The organism is Acinetobacter pittii ATCC 19004 = CIP 70.29, assembly GCF_000369045.1.
Lineage (GTDB): Bacteria > Pseudomonadota > Gammaproteobacteria > Pseudomonadales > Moraxellaceae > Acinetobacter > Acinetobacter pittii.
The window spans coordinates 550,584-569,285 of sequence record NZ_KB849797.1; the positions used below are offsets into that span (position 1 = coordinate 550,584).

Consider the following 18,702-nt stretch of genomic DNA (forward strand, 5'->3'; position numbering starts at 1 on the left):
CATGTTGTTGAAAGATAAACTCGCTGCTTTTGCAGTGGTGTTCATCTGGGGTATTAACTTTTATTTTATGAAAGTTGGTGTGAGTGAAATTAGCCCCATGATGTTGGGATGTTTACGCTATATTTTAGTTCTAATCCCCGCTCTACTTTTTATTCGTATTCCACAAGTCGGATGGAAATGGCTCTTGGCATATGGGTTTATTAGCAACTTTTCTCAATTTGCCTTTATGTTTAGTGCTATTGCCACAGGTATGCCTACTGGGCTAGTTGCTTTAGTTGTTCAATCACAAGCCTTTTTTACAGTGATGATTGCTGTATTTCTTCTTAAGGAGCAAGCATCTTGGAATCAATGGCTAGCAATCGTTATCGCATCATTAGGACTATTACTGATTGCATTAGGTCAACAGCATAGTCATATCCCTTTATTAGGCTTGATACTCGTTTTATGTTCAGCATTCTCTTGGGCATGTGGAAATATTGTTATAAAACGAATGGGGTCCATTAATCCAATCGGGTTAGTCGTTTGGGGAAATATTCTTACTCCTCTTTGGTTTTTATTATTCGCTATCCAAGATACAGGTTGGCAAGGTGTCGTTGTAGACTGGCACGCCTTAACATGGCGTGGTTTGGGAGCTGCTGCTTTCTTAGCTTATTTCGCAACTATTATTGGATATGGTTTATGGATTTATTTGCTGACACGTTATCCAGCAGCCAAGATTAGCCCACTTTCGTTATGGGTTCCTGTCATTAGTATGATTTTTGCCAATATTTTTTTAGATGAACATTTAAATAACTGGCAATGGCTTGGTTCTGTTGTTGTGATGCTAGGTTTAATGGTTCATCTACTTGGACAAAAAATCAAAACGCATTTGATTGGAAAAAAGCCACTTCACCCCTGATACAATATATTCGTACAAAAACCAATCTCATCTCTACAACAGCTATATATCGTCATTATCTTAATTTTAAGCTTACCTCAATAAAGGCCTAAGAAAAACTTAGGCCTTTATTCTCCAAATAGCTCAAGAATGATCTGAAGCATTCGTATTAAGATTTAAATTTTTAGGGTTTGTATGATGCGTATCTACTACAAAGCTTTTATCACAAGGCATAAATGACGTCGATATAATTGCGACTACAGCCATACTTCCAATATAAAGCATAATTAGATATGGATTACCCTGCCCGACACTCAACAATTTAGTAGCAATCATCGGTGCCAAACCACCACCTAATACACCAGCCAACTGTACCGAAATCGAGATTCCGCTATATCGAATTTCTGCCGGAAATTGACGGGCAAAAAGCTGAGCTTGTGGTGCGTACATAATTGGGAACACAACGCCAATTGCTAAAACAATTGCTGTCCACACTAATACCGGATCTTTTGTATTGAGCATGGTAAAAAATGGATAGCAGTAAAGCGCCAGTATGCATAGGCCAAACATAAACATATTGCGTTGGCCGACTTTATCTGACAAATGTCCACATAACGGCGTCATAAATAAAATCACGGCTGCGCCGCAAATGGTGGCAAATAAAATGTCTTGGCGTGGAATTCCAAGTTGTGCAGTGGTATAAGCCAATGTAAATGTTGAGGCAATATAGAACCATGCATTCTCGGCAGCGCGAGCCAAAATAATAGTGATGAGTTGCTTTGGATGGTTTTTAAAAACCTGTAAAGCAGGAACTTTGACTTCTTCAGACTGTTGTTTTACTTTTTCGAAATCTGGTGACTCTGGCACTTTTACACGAATATACCAACCCACTGCCAGTAAAATAATACTGGCAAGAAATGGTAAACGCCAACCCCAGCTAAACAGTGCTTCTTCAGGTAATAACGACACCAGACCCAACGCGATTGAGGCTAGCATTAAGCCACCACCTGTACTAGCTTGAGGCAAGCTTCCCCAAAACCCTTTACCACCTTCGGGAGCATGTTCAACGGCCATCAGTACAGCACCGCCCCATTCGCCGCCCATTGCCATCCCTTGAATAAATCGTAAGACAACCAAACCAATCGCAGCCCAATATCCAATTGATTCATAAGTCGGTAATAAGCCAATCAGTACGGTTGGGATCCCCATGAGCATCAAGGTCAGTAGCAACATCGATTTACGGCCAATCTTGTCACCAAAATGACCAAAGACTAAGCCGCCTAATGGTCTTCCAATAAATCCAACGGCATAGGTGGCAAATGCAGCAAGCACGCCGGTAAGTGCATCCAGATTTGGGAAAAATAGCTTATTAAAAATGAGCGCCGCCGCCGCACCGTAAATAAAAAAGTCATACCACTCAATGGTGGTGCCGACCATGCTAGAGATACCTGCTAATCGATGTGACGACTTTTTAGTATTTGAACCGTTTCCATGTATTGATTGCATCGTAATATCCTTTTTAGATTTTCTTGTTTTATCTTTTTTATGCTTATGACCAGCCCTGACCATAAGCATTTTCAGGTCTCGCTTTATCTCCTTAAGCTTTTTATGTTTTTCTAATACGGTTTAACTCAATTTTTCTAAAATTGGCTCAAATTTCGAATTACGTTCTTGCCACTGTGGTTGTTTGTCTTTATCAACAATGAGAGCGCGGACACCTTCAATAAAGTCACCATGCTCAAACCAGATATCCTGTAAATCACGTTCAAGCTGCATGCACTGAGGTAAAGAGAGACCTCGACCTAAATGTTGCAGTTTTAAACTGGTTTGTTTGGCAATAAATGAGCGCTGCTGCAAAATGCTGAGCATCTTGCTTGCCCAAGTCTTTAAGCTTTCATCTTTTTCATTTTCAAGACTTTGCTCGATTTCATCTAAATGCTGATATCCGAAGTGTTTACGGATACCTTCCGCCAATTGTTTGAGTTCACTTTCAGCAGGACGAGTAATAAATCGGGTAATGATGCGTTCAATTCCCTCTTTGCTTAAACTTGGCGCGTCAACGAGAGCATCTTGCAAAGCTTGTAACTGCTCGCTTGGCACATGGTAGTCAATTAAATCGAGGTAAAGCGCATCACTACTGCTGATCTGCTCACCCGTAATGGCCATATAAACACCAATATCATCAAGGCGAGACAGGAAATGAGTTGCACCAACATCTGGGAAAAAGCCAATCGCTGTTTCAGGCATGGCAAATCTGGATTTTTCACTGCTCACCACAATGTGGCAAGCCTGAGCCAAGCCAAAACCACCACCTAATACATAGCCATCAAGCACAACAATGATTGGCTTTTCATATTCACGTAGTATATTTAGCATTTTATATTCGGCACTAAAGTAGCCTTTGTAATCGGCCGTGCCATTTTTATAACTGTCATAGAGATAGCGGATATCTCCACCTGCACAGAAGGCTTTTGGGCTATTTGACTTAATTAACACTGCCTGAACAGCAGCATCATTTCGCCACAGTTCCAATTGGGTGCCAATACTTTTAATCATATCTAGCGACAATGCGTTGAGATGAGTCACACGGTCTAAGGTAATCATGCCCAACTTACCTTGTTGCTCAATCATTAAGTGATTTTCTGTATTCATTTTATTGATCTCTTATTGATTTTTAAAATTTGCCTTTCGTTTTTCAACGAATGCCTGCATTCCTTCTTTTTGGTCAAATGTTGCAAATATTGAATGGAACATACGTCTTTCAAAACGTAAGCCTTCAGTGAGGTTCACCTCAAAAGCGCGGTTAATAGTTTCTTTAAGCATCATGTTTGCAGTTAAAGAGCGTGCTGCGATTTTTTCAGCGGCTTGCAAGGTTTGTTCAAGTAATTCTTCTTTAGTAAACACACGTGCAACTAAACCACTTTGCTCTGCTTCTACAGCACCCATTTGACGAGCGGTAAGGCACATTTCCATTGCTTTGGCTTTACCAATCGCATGGGTTAAGCGTTGTGTGCCACCAATACCCGGAATCACCCCTAAAGTGATTTCGGGTAAACCAAACTTGGCGTTATCAGCACAATAAATAAAATCACACATCAGCGCCAACTCACAGCCACCACCCAATGCATAGCCACTCACCGCTGCAATTAGAGGTTTACGGCGCTGTGCAATACGGTCTGCAAGATGAAAAAAGTCATCTAAATAAATATCAGGAAATGCCAAATCAGCCATTTCTTTAATGTCAGCTCCTGCGGCAAAAGCTTTTTCTGAGCCTGCCAATACGATGCAGCCAATTTCACGATCTTTTTCGAGCTGATCTAATGCCTGATTAATTTCACTAATTAATTCACTGTTTAAGGCATTGAGCGCTTGAGGGCGATTTAATGTAATCAGTCCAACCCCATTACGCTTTTCTAATAAAATACTTTGCCACTGCATTACTTATTCCTTGTTCTGATTTTATAGACTACGTGCAATCACTAAACGCTGGATATCACTCGTACCTTCGTAAATTTGGCAAATACGGGCATCACGATAGATACGTTCAATTGGAAAGTCTCTCAGGTAGCCATAGCCACCAAACACTTGTAGTGCGCTCGAACACACGCGTTCAGTCATTTCTGAAGCGAATAACTTGGCCATTGAAGCTTCGTTGAGACACGGTTGACCTGCTTCTTTTAAACGCGCAGCGTAGTGAACCAGTTGTCTCGCTGCTTCAATTTCAGTTGCCATGCTAGCAAGGCGAAACGCGATGGTTTGATGCTCAAAAATTGGTTTTCCAAAAGTAATACGCTCTTTGGCATAGCGAGTTGCTTCTTCGAGTGCCGCACGTGCTAGACCGACTGCTTGTGCAGCAATACCAATACGTCCACCTTCTAAATTGGCGAGAGCAATTTTCAGACCTTCGCCTTCTTTCCCCAGCATTAAGCTTTTATGGATGCGCACATCGGTCAGAGCAATCTGACACGTATCTGAAGCATGCAGACCTAGTTTTTCTTCAACACGAATCACTTCATAACCTGGAGTTTCGCGTGGAACTAAAAAGGCACTAATGCCCTTTTTACCTGCGCTCGGGTCGGTCACGGCAAACACAATAATGACACCAGCATTATTACCAGAGGTAATAAACTGCTTGGCACCATTTAAAATGTAATCATCGCCATCTTTCACCGCTCGGGTTTTAATGGCTCCCGCATCTGAGCCAGTATGTGGTTCAGTTAAGGCAAAAGCACCAATCATTTCACCTTGTGCTAAAGGTTTTAAAAAGCGCTCTTTTTGCTCGTCAGTACCAAACTTTAAAATAGGCACACAGCCAACCGAGTTATGTACACTCATGATGGTTGAGGTTGCGCCATCTGCTGCCGCAACTTCTTCAAGCGCCAGTACATATGCCAAGTTACCCGTGTCTGAACCGCCCCATTGCTCTGAAACAAGCATACCCATAAAACCGAGTTGCCCCATTTGAGCCAAGGTTTCTTTTGGGAAAGTTCCATCTCGGTCCCAATCGCTGGCATTAGGCTTAATTTGTTCTTGGGCGAAACTTTTCGCCATATCACGAATGAGTAATTGTTCTTCGGTAAATTGCATTATTATTTCCTTTACCCTGCTTTAGCTTGTTGTTTAGCAATTTCTTGATTACGCAATAAAAAGCGCTGAATTTTACCACTTGGAGTTTTAGGTAATTCACTCACAAATTCAACTAAACGTGGGTAAGCATGTGCAGAAAGCCGTTTTTTTACAAATTGACTGAGTTGTTCAGCAAGTGTATCGGAAGGTTGAGCATCCGCAGCTAAAATTACGAAGGCCTTAACCACTTCGGTACGGTCCGGATCAGGTACACCAATCACTGCTGCTTCAATTACAGCGTCGTGTTCAAGCAAAGCACTTTCTACATCGAAAGGTCCAATACGATAACCCGATGTAGTGATTACATCATCACTGCGCCCTACAAAGCTCATGCTGCCATCGGCATGTAACTCGGCAGTGTCGCCAGTTAAATAGTAGTGACCAATGAAGGGCGATTTACGACTTTCTTTATAGCCGCCGAACCACATCATTGGAGACTGGCTAATGTCGACTGCTAAAATTCCCGGTGTATCTGGCGGCAGTTCTTCACCTTGTTCATTGACAATAGCAACGCGATAGCCCGGACTTGGGAAACCTGCTGAACCAGCATGAATTTCATGTTTTAAACCATGATGATTACACACCACCATGCCCACTTCAGTTTGTCCGTAATGGTCATAAATCGGAGCATCAAGCACTTGTTTAAACCAACGTATTACTTCTGGATTCAGTGGCTCGCCTGCACTGCTCACTACACGGAACTGCCCTTTTAACGGCGTCATTTGTGCTGGATCAGCCGCCATCATCATACGATAAGCCGTTGGTGCACCTGCCAAGTTGTTAACTTTATAATCTTTCACAATTTGGCATAGGCTATCTGTGCTGAAACCACCTTCATAGAACAAAGTAGCGTGACCCAAGAATAACGGCCCAGTAATCGCATAGTACAGACCATACGCCCAACCCGGATCGGCAATATTCCAGAATGAATCTTCTTCGGTTAAACCAATAGCATCTTGCATATATCGACCAAAGGCAATTAGTGCTTTTAATGGCACTTCCAATGGTTTAGCAGGACCTGTAGTGCCTGAAGTAAACATGAGCAAGAAAGGATCTTGGATACTACGCATAACCAGATCACATTGATCGGACTGCTGTTTTACTTCATTCCAAAAGTTAAAATCACCTGCTTTAAGCGGAGTACCTTGTGCATCGGCCACCGTCACAATTGCAGGGCAATTTTCAATTTCATCAAGCTTGCTACGGTTGCCCGTATCGGTCACCACCAGCTTACTTTGTGCAAGCTGAATACGGTGCTCAATCGCTTTTGGGCCAAATGCAGTAAATAGTGGTTGATAGACAGCACCAATTCGCCAAGCTGCAAAAATAGTCACGATCAATTCGGGTGTTCTTGGTAATAGACCTGAAATACGGTCGCCTGCTTTTACACCTTGTGATTTTAGAAAGTTGGCAAACTGACTTGACCACTCTTTTAATTCACGGAAGGTATATTGCTCTTTTCGTCCGTCTTTTCCTTGCCAATACAGAGCAATTTTGTCGCCATCGGCATGTCGATCACAGCATTCATAACAAGCATTTAAGGCATCAAGTGAACCTGATAACATCAGTTTTGCAGTACTTTCCAAATCGAAAGTCTGTGCAGCATTTTGATAATCCATCATATCTTTTCCCTCAGTCTGGATTTGTTGTTATTCACGACAGGGTTTAATGTGTTTAAAGCCATCCTTTGGCTTTACCGTTATGCCTCTTGTGGCAGGTATTGCTGAATAATGCTCGAAAAATCGAGATTGGCATTACCGCGCATGCACATTTGCTGATAGAGCTGCTGCACCATACCACCTAATACAACTGGCTGTTTAACTTGGCCTGCCGCTTCTACTGCAAGACCCAAATCTTTTAGCATCAGCTGAGTTGCAAAGCCGTCTTGGTAACCTCGAGATGCTGGCGCATTTTCATTAATATGTGGCCATGGGTTACACACATCCGAGCTCCAGCAACGACCGCTTGAGGTGTTAATGACGCCTGCCAATGCTTGTGGGTCGATGCCCAGCTTTACACCGAGTGCCATACCTTCGGCAACAGCAGCCATTGAAATACCTAAAATCAGGTTGTTGCAGATTTTGGCAATTTGACCTGCGCCGACATCACCACAATGAACAATATTTTTGCCCATGTGGCTAAGCACAGGTTTTACTTCGTTAAAGGTTTGATCATCGGCACCCACCATAAAGGTTAAGGTTCCTGCTTGAGCACCAATGGTTCCACCAGAGACGGGTGCATCACAGATTTTAATATTTTTACTATGCGCAACAGCAGCAATGTCTTTAATGGTTTGTGGGTCAATGGTACTGCTATCAATGCATAAGCTACCTGCTTTTAGTACTTCTAAAACACCATTTTCACCCAAGTAAACTTCTTTAACATGCTTGGCCGCAGGCAACATGGTAATGACCACATCTGCTTGTTTAGCTGCATCCTGCGGGCTGCTACACACCACCCCACCTGCCTCGGCGAAGTGCTGAATCGCGACTTCACTGAGGTCATAACCATAAACTTTGAGTCCGGCTTTAAGTAGGTTATGGGCCATTTTGCCGCCCATATTGCCTAGACCGATAAAGGCGATATTCATCCGTGATCCCCTTAACGTAAACTAATAGTTGTATTTACACCGCCAACTTCATGGCTATCTTCAAACCAGCGACTGGTAATGGTCTTGGTTTGAGTATAGAACTGCACAGCTTGTTTGCCGTATGGCCCCAAATCACCCAGTTTCGAACCTCTTGAACCGGTAAAACTAAAGAAAGGCACTGGCACAGGAATTGGAATATTGATACCAACTTGACCAATATCAATTAAGTTTTGGAAAGTACGTGCAATCGCACCGCTTTGTGTAAATAGACCTACACCGTTACCAAATGGGTTGGCGTTGATAAGCGCAATCGCTTCATCAAGTGTGTCTACACAAATAATTGAAAGAACAGGGCCAAAGATTTCTTCTTTATAAATACGCATGTCGGTATTTACGCCGCTAAAAATCGTTGCACCTACAAAGTTGCCCGATTCATAGCCTTGAACTTGAACATCACGGCCATCGAGTAGCAACTCTGCCCCTTGCTCAACACCGCTATTAATTAAATCAAGCACACGCGCTTTAGCACGTTTTGAAATGACTGGGCCAATGTCAGTATTTGGTTCATGGCCTGCGTTTACTTTTAAGGTTTTGGCTTTTTCGACTAGCTCTTGAATCCACTGTTTGCTGTCACCGACCATGACTGCAACCGACAATGCCATACAACGTTGTCCTGCTGCACCAAATGCTGCACCCACCAAAGCATTTAAAGTTTGTTCTTTATTGGCATCAGGCATGACCACAACATGGTTTTTTGCACCCATCATCGACTGCACGCGTTTACCATGTTGCCCTGCCAGGTTATAAACATGTGTTCCAACTGCAGTTGAACCTACAAATGAAATCGCTTTAATATCTTTGTGCGTACACAAACGGTCAACCACCTCTTTACCGCCATGCACAACGTTGAGCACGCCAGCAGGAATACCTGCTTGAATGGCAAGTTCAACCAGCATCATGGTTGATAAAGGATCTTGTTCTGATGGTTTTAAAACAAATGTATTGCCACACACGATTGCCATTGGGAACATCCAAAGTGGAATCATGGCAGGGAAGTTAAACGGCGTAATGCCCGCACAGACACCCAAAGGTTGCTGCAAGGTATAGGTGTCTACACCACGCGCAACACCTTCAACATATTCACCCATTTGCAAAGTACCAACTGAACAGGCATGTTCAACCACTTCTAGACCACGTTGAATATCGCCTTCAGCGTCTGCCAAGGTTTTACCCTGTTCCGCCGTTAATACTTGTGCAATTTCTTTCATGTTGGCACGAATCAAGTCTTGTAGCTTGAGCATGATGCGCATACGTGCCTGAATTGGGGTTTGTCGCCAAGAAGCAAAAGCATCTTGTGCAGCTTGAATAGCAGCGTCAACTTCTTTAACCGTTGCAAATGGTACACGACCAATTACTTCCTGAGTCGCAGGGTTAATAATGTCTTGCCATTCCTGTGTTTCAGATTCGATAAAATTTCCGTTAATGAGTAATTTAGCGGTTTCCAATTCGATTTTTTGGATTGTGTTCATAACCTCTCCGTAGGCCATATTTTTATTGTGTTCAATTATTAGAAAATACCTTTTGATCGTATTTTCTTTATTCCAGTTTCAATTGAGACTAGCAAAGAAAACTTTGACCACCAACGGAAATTCATGCACGATTGTTGTGCAAATATGCACAAGGATGACAACAAAAATGAAAGTGGATTGGGATCATCTACATTTTTTTCTGGTTTTAGCTCGGACTAAAACCTTGACCAATGCTGCACGTATTATTGGTGTCGAGCACAGTACGGTGGCTAGACGGATTCAGGCCCTAGAACTTGCTTTGGGTACAACGCTGTTTAAGCGTGAAGCGACGGGTTATGAGCTGACACTCGAAGGAATGGCACTTGTTCCTCGAGTTGAGCAAATGGAACAAGCTTTCTTACAAATTGAAAAACCACATCAACCTTTGCAAGGTCGTGTGCGAATTGGCACACCTGAAGGCTTTGGTACTGCGTTTTTAGCTCGCTTACTGGCTGAGTTCTCGATTCAATACCCACTACTCACCATCGACTTAATTCCAGTGCCAAAAATGATTAAGCTTTCACACCGTGAGGCAGATATTGTGGTGTCAATTGATCGTCCTACGTCTGGCCCTTACATCATTACGCGATTATCAGATTATTGTTTAAAAATTTATGGTAGCAAAAACTATCTGGCCCAAAACCCGCCTATTCGAGCCTTAGAAGATTTAACCCAACATCGCTTTGTGAACTATATTGATGATCTAGTGTATAGCCCCGAGTTGTATTGTCTAGAACGTTTACCTTTGAAGCTGAATGCCAACTTCCGTAGCAGCAGTATTTTGGCCCAGCAAATTGCGGTGAGTGCTGGCGCAGGACTTGCGATTTTGCCCAAGTTTTTGGCAGATGATAAACCGGAACTTGAAGAGGTGCTAGAGCAACAAGTTCGCTTTACTCATACCTTTTGGATGCTGACTTTTGTTGATTTACAACATGAACCGCGCATTAAATTGGTTTGGGATTATCTACGTAAACAAGCCGATAAATATCAGCATTTGTTGGTTGATTAAAAAGCCTAAATAAAAAAGCCAATCACTTATGATTGGCTTTTTTTGAAATCATTTATAGTTCATTAAACGAGTTCTTGGTCTAATTTTTTGATACGTGGCTTATAGAACACAAAATAAGTTACACTTAAAACCACCAACCATAGTGGACTCACGTATACCGCTTTTAATGTATCTGGCTCGAGTGCCAAAATCACCAAAGTAAACAAGAAGAATGCAATAACGACATAAGCCATCAACACCCCGCCCGGCATTTTAAATGTTGATGCGGCATGAAGTTCAGGACGAGTTTTACGATAACGTAAATAGCACGCCATGATTAAAATCCAAACGCTAATGAATAAAATTACACAGAGTGAACTTGCCAGGGTAAATGCTTCCATCGTGTTTGGAACAAAGTACTGAAGCACCGCTCCACCCATAATGAAAATACATGAGAAAATTAAGCCGTTTGATGGCACTGCGCGTTTTGATAAACGCCCCAAAGCACTTGGCGCCTGACCATCTTTTGATAAACCGAACAGCATACGACTGGTTGAAAACACACCGCTGTTCATTGAAGACATCACTGAAGACAGTACGACCAAGTTCATGATGATGGCTGAAACAGGAATACCTGCATTTAAGAACAACTCAACAAATGGACTTTTATCTGCACGAATGTGATCCCAAGGGGTTACTGACATCACCACAAAGAGTGCCAACACATAGAAAAGGATAATACGTACAGGAATCGCGTTAATTGCCTTAGGTAGGTTCTTTTCTGGATCTTTCGTTTCAGCAGCAGTTGTACCAATCAATTCAACGCCAATAAAGGCAAACACGGCAATCTGGAAACCTGCCAAAAATCCGCTTACGCCTTTTGGAAATATGCCGCCATGCGACCACACATTACTTACACTCACAACCTCACCATGCGGAGCTTGAAAATGAGTGAGGAGCATGTAACCACCGACTCCAATCAGGCCAATAATGGCCAAAATCTTAATGAGTGCGAACCAGAATTCAACTTCACCAAATAGCTTAACGGTAAGAAGGTTAAGCCCTAAAATGAATAGTACACAGCCTGAACTAATCATGGCTTGTTGCATGGGTGAGAAACTGGCGCCTTCGGGTAGCCAGAAACTTAAATAGTTAATGACCGCAGACAAATCAGCAATACCGACCAGTACCCAGCCTAACCAATAGGTCCAGCCGATATAATAGCCAGCCCATGGTCCAATCAAATCATAAGCCATATCGACAAATGATTTGTAATGTAAGTTAGCAAGTAGTAATTCACCTAATGCACGCATCAGAAAAAAGAACATGCCACCAATTATCATGTAGATAACGAGGATTGAAGGACCTGCGAGGGAGATGGTTTTGCCCGAGCCCATAAATAGGCCGGTTCCAATTGCACCGCCAATTGCAATCATTTGTAGATGGCGATTATTTAATTTCCGTTGTAAATGATCAGGGGAGCTTGCCTCATCAGAATGATGAACCATTGTCATATTAGAAGTCCTTTTTATATTTTGCTTAACTTAAATCAGCAACCTATAGGGAGAAAAACGAACCGTATATCGTGGGTTGCTGAGTCTATACCTCAGGACAAGATGTTCAAGTATATTTTTTCCTTAATTGATAAATCGTTTGTCCTGATTTTTTTAAGTCACATTATTTATTTACTGCCTTCACGGCAATTTTAATTAATCAATCTGGGGTTCCAGATTAGCCGAAGTGTAGCATGTGATCCTGCTATATGTACTTTTCCAATACCCTCCAAACTGCTCTATTGATCCAAAAATAAACAATATTATTCCGATAAAAAATCTAATAAAAATAAAAAAAGCCAATCATGATTGATTGGCTTTTTAATAAAACTTAATGATCGTTGACGAGTTCACGTCCTAGTTTTTTCATACGTGGTTTATAGAGCACATGATAGGTAACACCTAAAATGACCAGCCATACTGGACTGACATATAAAGCTTTCAATGTATCTGGCTCTAATGCCAAGATGACTAAAGTGAAAAGCATGAATGCCAAAACAACATAACTCATCCAAACGCCACCTGGCATTTTGAATGTTGATTTTTCATGTAATTCAGGACGTAATTTACGGTAGCGTAAATAGCACACCATGATGAGACTCCAGACACTAATGAATAGAATCACACAAAGTGAACTTGCCAAAGTAAATGCTTCCATCGTGTTTGGAACAAAGTACTGAAGCACCGCTCCGCCCATAATAAAGGTACAAGAGAAAATCAAACCATTTGAAGGAACTGCGCGTTTTGATAAACGACCAAATGCACCAGGTGCCTGACCGTCTTTTGATAAACCAAACAACATACGGCTAGTTGAAAACACGCCGCTGTTCATTGAAGACATCACCGAAGACAGCACCACCAAGTTCATGATGATTGCAGAAACCGGAATACCCGCATTTAAGAACAACTCAACAAACGGACTTTTGTCTGCACGAATATGATCCCACGGTGTTACCGACATCACAATAAACAGTGCCAACACATAGAACAAAATAATACGTACCGGAATCGCATTAATTGCTTTAGGCAAGTTCTTCTGTGGGTCTTTGGTTTCAGCAGCCGTTGTACCTACAAGTTCCACCCCGACAAAAGCAAATACAGCAATCTGGAATCCTGCCAAGAAGCCTTCTGTACCTTTCGGGAATAAACCGCCATGTGACCAGACATTACTAATGCTTGCAACAGCGCCTTGCGGAGCTTGGAAATGGCTGAAAATCATGTAGCCGCCCACTCCGATCAGGCCAATAATCGCCAAGATCTTAATAAGAGCAAACCAGAATTCAATTTCACCAAATAGGCGTACTGTTAAGAGGTTAAGACCCATCACAAACAACACACAACCTGCGCTAATCATGGCTTGCTGTATTGGTGAGAAGCTTGCACCATCGGGTAGCCAGAAACCTAAATAGTTAATGACCGCTGAAAGGTCCGCAATACCCACCAGCACCCAACCTAACCAATAAGTCCAGCCCAAATAATAACCAGCCCAAGGACCAATCAGGTCATGAGCCATATCAACAAAAGATTTGTAATGCAGATTTGCAAGGAGCAACTCACCCATTGCACGCATTAAGAAAAAGAACATTCCTCCAATAATCATATAGATCAAAAGAATTGAAGGACCTGCGAGGGAGATGGTTTTACCTGAACCCATAAATAGGCCAGTTCCAATTGCACCGCCAATAGCAATCAGTTGTAAATGACGGTTAGACAGTTTTCGTTGCAGATGATCAGGAGAATTTTCTGTATCTGAATGACGAGCCGTTGTCATATTAAAATTCCTTTTTGAATTCCTTTGTTAAGATCAGCAACCTACGGCGAAAATTGAACCGTATGCCATAGGTCACTGAATCTGTTCACCAAAAATGACTGGTTAAACCGTATCTATCTTCCTTCTGTTAGATACATCATCATTTTTGGAGTAAAAACGAATTACTTTTGTGCTACCGTCACGGCAATTTCAATTAACCAATCTGGATTGACCAAATCGGCCTGAATTGTGGCACGCGATGGAGCAACACACCCTTTTAACCAGTCAACCCAAATTGCATTTACGGTTGAAAAGTCAGAAAGATTTTTCAAATAGAGCTGTGCAGAGAGCAAACGAGATTTATCTGTATTGGCTAATGCTAAAAGTTCATCAATCGTTGCAAGAATTTCACGAGTTTGGCCTGCCACGTCTTGCTCGGTATTTTTAGGTACCTGACCTGACAGATAAACCACTTTGTTAAAAACAGTCACGGCGCTCATGACTTCGTTAGTGTTAATCTTTTGTATATCTGAATTAGACATTCGGATTTCCTTATACCTGATTAATAAATTGAACACGGGCGGTGACAGCACACATCAGTTCATAGCCCACCGTACCGGATGAAACTGCGACATCATCAATAGGTAAAACGACGCCTGTACTTGATTGGCCCCAAAGCACGACTTCACTGCCGACTTTGGCACTTTCAATACCTGTTAAATCGACTGCTAACATATCCATGCTGACGCGGCCAATTGTACGAGTGAGGACAGAGTCCACTAAAACAGGCGTACCTGTTGGTGAAATACGCTGATAACCATCGGCATAGCCGCAAGCCACAATCCCAATCGTCATGGGTTGCTCTGCGACAAAGTTTGAGCCATAACCTACACTTTCATTCGGCTCTAAATGCTGAACGGAAATAATTTCGCTGCGTAAGCTCATGGTCGGTTGTAAGCCCCAGTCTGCAATACTATGCGTCGGGTAGTCTGGCGAGCTGCCATAGAGCATGATGCCGCTACGTGCATAATCTGATTTGAGCTGGTCTTGATAACGCAGAATTGCCGCACTATTACTTACCGACCTTTCACCCGGTAAATCTTTAATAATTTCTTCAAATGCAGTGATTTGATAATCAATACCTTGCTGGCCAAAACGCTCGCCATCTGCATCCGAAAAATGCATCATGTGCGTAATCTTGGACACATTTGCCAAGTTATTTAAACGTTCCCAAGCCTGAACATAGTGTTGTGGTTTAAAACCAAGACGGTTCATACCACTGTTCATTTTTAGGCAAACATCAAATTGAGCAGGATAAGGATGCTTTTCTACCCACTCGATTTGCGCTTCACTATGAATGGTGAAACTGAGTTGATATTGCACACAATCAAATAAATCTTGAGGAGAGAAAATTCCTTCGAGCAATAAAATTGGACCTGTCCAACCTAAAGCACGAATGCGTTTTGCTTCACCAAGATCAAGTAAGGCAAAGCCATCTGCTGCTTTAAATGCTTCATAAACGCGTTCAATTCCGTGTCCATAAGCATTGGCTTTTACAACGGCAAAGACCTTACTGTTTGGCATAACCTTGCGTACCACCGCCAAGTTATTTTGTAAGGCTTGACGGTGGATGACTGCGGTAATAGGACGAGGCATGATTACTTCCCTAACGTCCGTTATGCAGCATGCGCGTGTGAATAACGCTGAATTGAAAGACCATCTGTACTGATATCAGTCTTATGATTCAATACGATGTCACTGATTAATTTTCCTGAACCACACGCCATGGTCCAGCCTAGAGTACCGTGACCTGTATTCAAGAACAGATTTTTAAAGCGAGTTGCGCCAATAATCGGTGTACTGTCTGGTGTCATTGGACGTAAACCAGTCCAGAAAGAGGCCTGTGCCATATCGCCGCCCGGGAACAAGTCCTGAGTCACCATTTGCAATGTTGCACGGCGGTCTTCATTTAGACCTAAATTAAAACCGCTTAACTCTGCCATTCCACCTACGCGAATACGTTGGTCAAAACGAGTAATCGCAATTTTGTAGGTTTCATCAAGCACTGTAGATTGCGGAGCAAAAGCAGGGTCAACAATTGGAATCGTCAACGAATAACCTTTCACAGGATATACAGGCAACTGTAGATCAAGTGGTTTCAAGAAATCACGTGAATAGCTACCAAATGCTAAAACATAACGATCTGCGGTTAAGACCTTACCATTGACCTGAACGCCCTTAATTTCATCGCCTTCAACAATCAATTTTTCTACGTTCTGGTTGAACTGGAAGTTAACACCCAACTCTTTAGCAATTTGAGCTAAAGCATTGGTAAATAAATAACAGTCACCTGTTTCATCATTTGGTAAATGTAAACCACCAACCAGTTTATCTTGTGCATTTGCCAACGCTGGTTCTACACGACCAAGTTCATTGCCATTTAATAATTCGTAGCTTACGCCGCATTCTTGTAGCACGCTAATGTCACGTTGAACCGCTTCCATTTGTGCTTCTTTACGGAATAACTGCAACGTGCCTTTTGCACGGTTTTCGTAATTAATGCCTGTATCTTTTCTAAGTTCACGTAAGCAGTCACGGCTGTATTCAGCCACGCGCATCATACGTTCTTTGTTTACAGCATAACTTTGTGGATTACAGTTTTTTAGCATTTGAGCCATCCACTGTAACTGCCACATGCTGCCATCTAAATTAATCGCAAGCGGTGCATGATGTTGAAACATCCATTTCACAGCTTTAAAAGGAATTCCTGGTGCTGCCCAAGGAGTCGAATACCCAGGCGAAATTTGCCCTGCATTACCAAAACTTGTTTCTTCAGCAGGACCTGACTGGCGATCGAGAACAGTAACCTCAGCTCCTTGTTGAGCTAGATAATAGGCACTTGCCACTCCAATAACGCCGCTACCTAAAACAATTACGCGCATTTCCACTCCCTCACGCACACCAGTTTATTTAACTAGTATATTTCTGCTTCAATAGTTTATTTCACTGTTTTTCAGGCTATAATCTAGGTAAATTTATGTTTTTCTCGCGAGAATTTAAAAAAAAGAGGAAATATCTATGCGCCCCTTAGATCGTATAGATCGCATGATTCTGGACATTTTGCAGCGTGAAGGACGAATTGCGATTAGTGAATTGGCATCGAGAGTCAACCTTTCTACCACCCCCTGTTCAGAGCGTGTAAAGCGCCTTGAGCGCGATGGCATTATCATGGGTTATTACGCCCGTCTAAACCCAGCCTACGTAGACCGTAACCTTCTCGTTTTTTTAGAAATTAAGTTATCTGCCAAATCTGGTGATGTGTTTGATCAGGTAGCTAGAGATTTAGTCGAAATTCCTGAAGTCCTCGAATGTCATCTTATTTCTGGCGAATTTGACTATCTTGTAAAAGCTCGCTTAAAAGAAATGAGTGCATACCGCCGCTTATTGGGAGATCTATTAAAAAAGCTCCCCGCTTCGGCGTCTTCACACAGTTATGTGGTTATGGAAGAAGTGAAAGAAACTCTGTATTTAGATGTAAGCAAGTAAAGCGAGCATTATTGAACTCGCTTTACTCACGTTTTGAAAATTAGAAATATTTTAAAATCGAAATATGTTTGTTTTGATGTTTGAACTTCGAGAACCATTTAACCGCTGGGTAGAGTGCAAAAGACAACACTATCGTCATTAACCACAGCATCCACACATGGTTGACCAACAAATAGTTTCCGTAGTTGGCTCCCCATACACTGAGCGCAAATACATACATCAGTTTCAGCACATATAAGTGCAATAAATAAAAGAACATAGGCACAGAACCAAATACCACTAATGGTTTTAGAAATGAATATTGCTGCATACGTTCAAAAGCCACCAGCACAATCAAGCCAATTCCAACATTCAGCAAAATAAACAGTAAAGACGGGGGATACTTAGTGAGGTTAAAAAAGCTCATAAGGCTCAGTTGTAATGACTCAAAATGCTGCCACGGCTGGTCGCCATAGACGTTGATAAAACGTAGTAAAACAAATAACCCAATACTTATTAAGCCAAGACTGAGTAAAGCGCGGCTTCTTTGATGTGCTGAATATTTTGAACTAAAGAACTGACCTAACGCATAGCCCAATAAAATCACGCCAATCCAAGGTAAAACAGGATAGCTTGTGCGAAGCTTGATGCCTGCAATCTCAATCCAACCACGGTCATGTAAAACCAACCATATATTTTGTAAGACGCCTTGTGAGAAATGTACTGAATCTAATAAGTTGTGCCCAAAAACAATAGCCAAACCTGCGCTCGCAATGACTGGTAAAGGTAAACTCACACAGCATGCTAGCACCACCATGCTAATACCAATCGCCCAGATCACTTGTAAATAAATGACTTCGGGTGGAAAAGTTGCTGTCCATGCAAAGTTCACCAGCGTGAGCTCTAGTGCAATCAAAAATAAGCCGCGTTTTAATAGAAAGGCACGCGTTTGTTGTAAGTCCTGTTTTTTGGACTGAAATAAAAATGCAGAAATACCCGTTAAAAGTACAAAAACCGGAGCGCAAATATGTGCCAATAATCGACTGCCAAATAATGCTGGTTCTGTTACTGTTACGTCCATTGGATCGGTAACTTGTTTATGTAAATAGAATGTTTCTCTTACATGGTCGAGCAACATAATCAGGATGACCAAACCACGCAATGCATCAATCGACTGTAAACGTTCAATATTTTTTTCTATAAGCATAGCGATAATAAACAAAAT

Annotated in this window: 16 protein-coding genes; 3 read left to right on the forward strand and 13 right to left on the reverse strand. The window is 42.1% G+C overall.

The features are described from left to right. Window position 1: 1 nt before the first annotated feature. Window positions 2-898 carry an EamA family transporter gene (locus tag F928_RS21245; protein ID WP_005071928.1) on the forward strand — a complete coding sequence of 299 codons (897 nt, stop codon included), beginning with the start codon at window positions 2-4 and terminating at the stop codon, window positions 896-898. A gap of 123 nt (window positions 899-1,021) precedes the next feature. Here F928_RS21245 and shiA read toward each other — a convergent pair whose 3' ends face one another. The 7 genes from shiA to mmsA form a co-directional block, all read right to left on the reverse strand. Continuing rightward, window positions 1,022-2,383 (reverse strand): MFS transporter, encoded by a 1,362-nt coding sequence (shiA, locus tag F928_RS21250; RefSeq protein WP_002118019.1) that lies wholly within the window; start codon window positions 2,381-2,383, stop codon window positions 1,022-1,024. A 120-nt stretch (window positions 2,384-2,503) separates the two neighbouring features. Further along, the gene (gene hibcH, locus F928_RS21255) at window positions 2,504-3,529 is read right to left on the reverse strand and encodes an enoyl-CoA hydratase/isomerase family protein (protein WP_002118072.1); all 1,026 of its coding nucleotides are present in this window, start codon (window positions 3,527-3,529) and stop codon (window positions 2,504-2,506) included. Between the two features lie 12 nt (window positions 3,530-3,541). Next, window positions 3,542-4,315, reverse strand: coding sequence for an enoyl-CoA hydratase (locus tag F928_RS21260; RefSeq protein WP_002118081.1), 774 nt, complete (start codon window positions 4,313-4,315; stop codon window positions 3,542-3,544). A 21-nt stretch (window positions 4,316-4,336) separates the two neighbouring features. Further along, window positions 4,337-5,464, reverse strand: a complete 1,128-nt coding sequence (locus tag F928_RS21265; protein ID WP_002118030.1) for an acyl-CoA dehydrogenase family protein — start codon at window positions 5,462-5,464, stop codon at window positions 4,337-4,339. 11 nt (window positions 5,465-5,475) lie between these two features. Continuing rightward, window positions 5,476-7,125, reverse strand: coding sequence for an AMP-binding protein (locus F928_RS21270; RefSeq protein WP_002118052.1), 1,650 nt, complete (start codon window positions 7,123-7,125; stop codon window positions 5,476-5,478). Window positions 7,126-7,202: 77 nt separating this feature from the next. Beyond that, window positions 7,203-8,093: a 3-hydroxyisobutyrate dehydrogenase gene (gene mmsB, locus F928_RS21275; protein WP_002118054.1), complete on the reverse strand. Its 891-nt coding sequence runs from the start codon at window positions 8,091-8,093 to the stop codon at window positions 7,203-7,205. 11 nt (window positions 8,094-8,104) lie between these two features. Continuing rightward, window positions 8,105-9,622 (reverse strand): CoA-acylating methylmalonate-semialdehyde dehydrogenase, encoded by a 1,518-nt coding sequence (mmsA, locus tag F928_RS21280; protein ID WP_005071922.1) that lies wholly within the window; start codon window positions 9,620-9,622, stop codon window positions 8,105-8,107. Window positions 9,623-9,788: 166 nt separating this feature from the next. On the opposite strand from mmsA, the gene mauR reads away from it, so the two are divergent. Then, window positions 9,789-10,670 (forward strand): LysR family transcriptional regulator, encoded by an 882-nt coding sequence (gene mauR / locus F928_RS21285; RefSeq protein ID WP_005071920.1) that lies wholly within the window; start codon window positions 9,789-9,791, stop codon window positions 10,668-10,670. A gap of 62 nt (window positions 10,671-10,732) precedes the next feature. Here the strand turns inward: mauR and F928_RS21290 are convergent, their stop codons facing one another. The 5 genes from F928_RS21290 to dadA all read right to left on the reverse strand — a co-directional run bounded on the left by F928_RS21290 (window position 10,733) and on the right by dadA (window position 16,894). Then, window positions 10,733-12,163: an amino acid permease gene (locus tag F928_RS21290; protein ID WP_005079552.1), complete on the reverse strand. Its 1,431-nt coding sequence runs from the start codon at window positions 12,161-12,163 to the stop codon at window positions 10,733-10,735. Between the two features lie 370 nt (window positions 12,164-12,533). Then, complete coding sequence (locus tag F928_RS21295; RefSeq protein ID WP_002118023.1) at window positions 12,534-13,973, reverse strand: amino acid permease; 1,440 nt, start codon at window positions 13,971-13,973, stop codon at window positions 12,534-12,536. Between the two features lie 161 nt (window positions 13,974-14,134). Further along, window positions 14,135-14,494 carry a RidA family protein gene (locus F928_RS21300; RefSeq protein WP_005071917.1) on the reverse strand — a complete coding sequence of 120 codons (360 nt, stop codon included), beginning with the start codon at window positions 14,492-14,494 and terminating at the stop codon, window positions 14,135-14,137. A gap of 10 nt (window positions 14,495-14,504) precedes the next feature. Beyond that, window positions 14,505-15,608: an alanine racemase gene (gene alr, locus F928_RS21305; RefSeq protein ID WP_005071914.1), complete on the reverse strand. Its 1,104-nt coding sequence runs from the start codon at window positions 15,606-15,608 to the stop codon at window positions 14,505-14,507. 20 nt (window positions 15,609-15,628) lie between these two features. Then, on the reverse strand, window positions 15,629-16,894 hold the full coding sequence (gene dadA / locus F928_RS21310) for a D-amino acid dehydrogenase (RefSeq protein WP_002118025.1): 1,266 nt from the start codon (window positions 16,892-16,894) through the stop codon (window positions 15,629-15,631). 136 nt (window positions 16,895-17,030) lie between these two features. Here dadA and F928_RS21315 point away from each other — a divergent pair, with 136 nt between their 5' ends. Next, window positions 17,031-17,498, forward strand: a complete 468-nt coding sequence (locus F928_RS21315) for an Lrp/AsnC ligand binding domain-containing protein (protein WP_001247568.1) — start codon at window positions 17,031-17,033, stop codon at window positions 17,496-17,498. Window positions 17,499-17,538: 40 nt separating this feature from the next. Here the strand turns inward: F928_RS21315 and F928_RS21320 are convergent, their stop codons facing one another. Continuing rightward, window positions 17,539-18,684, reverse strand: a complete 1,146-nt coding sequence (locus F928_RS21320; RefSeq protein ID WP_005079555.1) for an acetyltransferase domain-containing protein — start codon at window positions 18,682-18,684, stop codon at window positions 17,539-17,541. Window positions 18,685-18,702 lie beyond the last annotated feature (18 nt).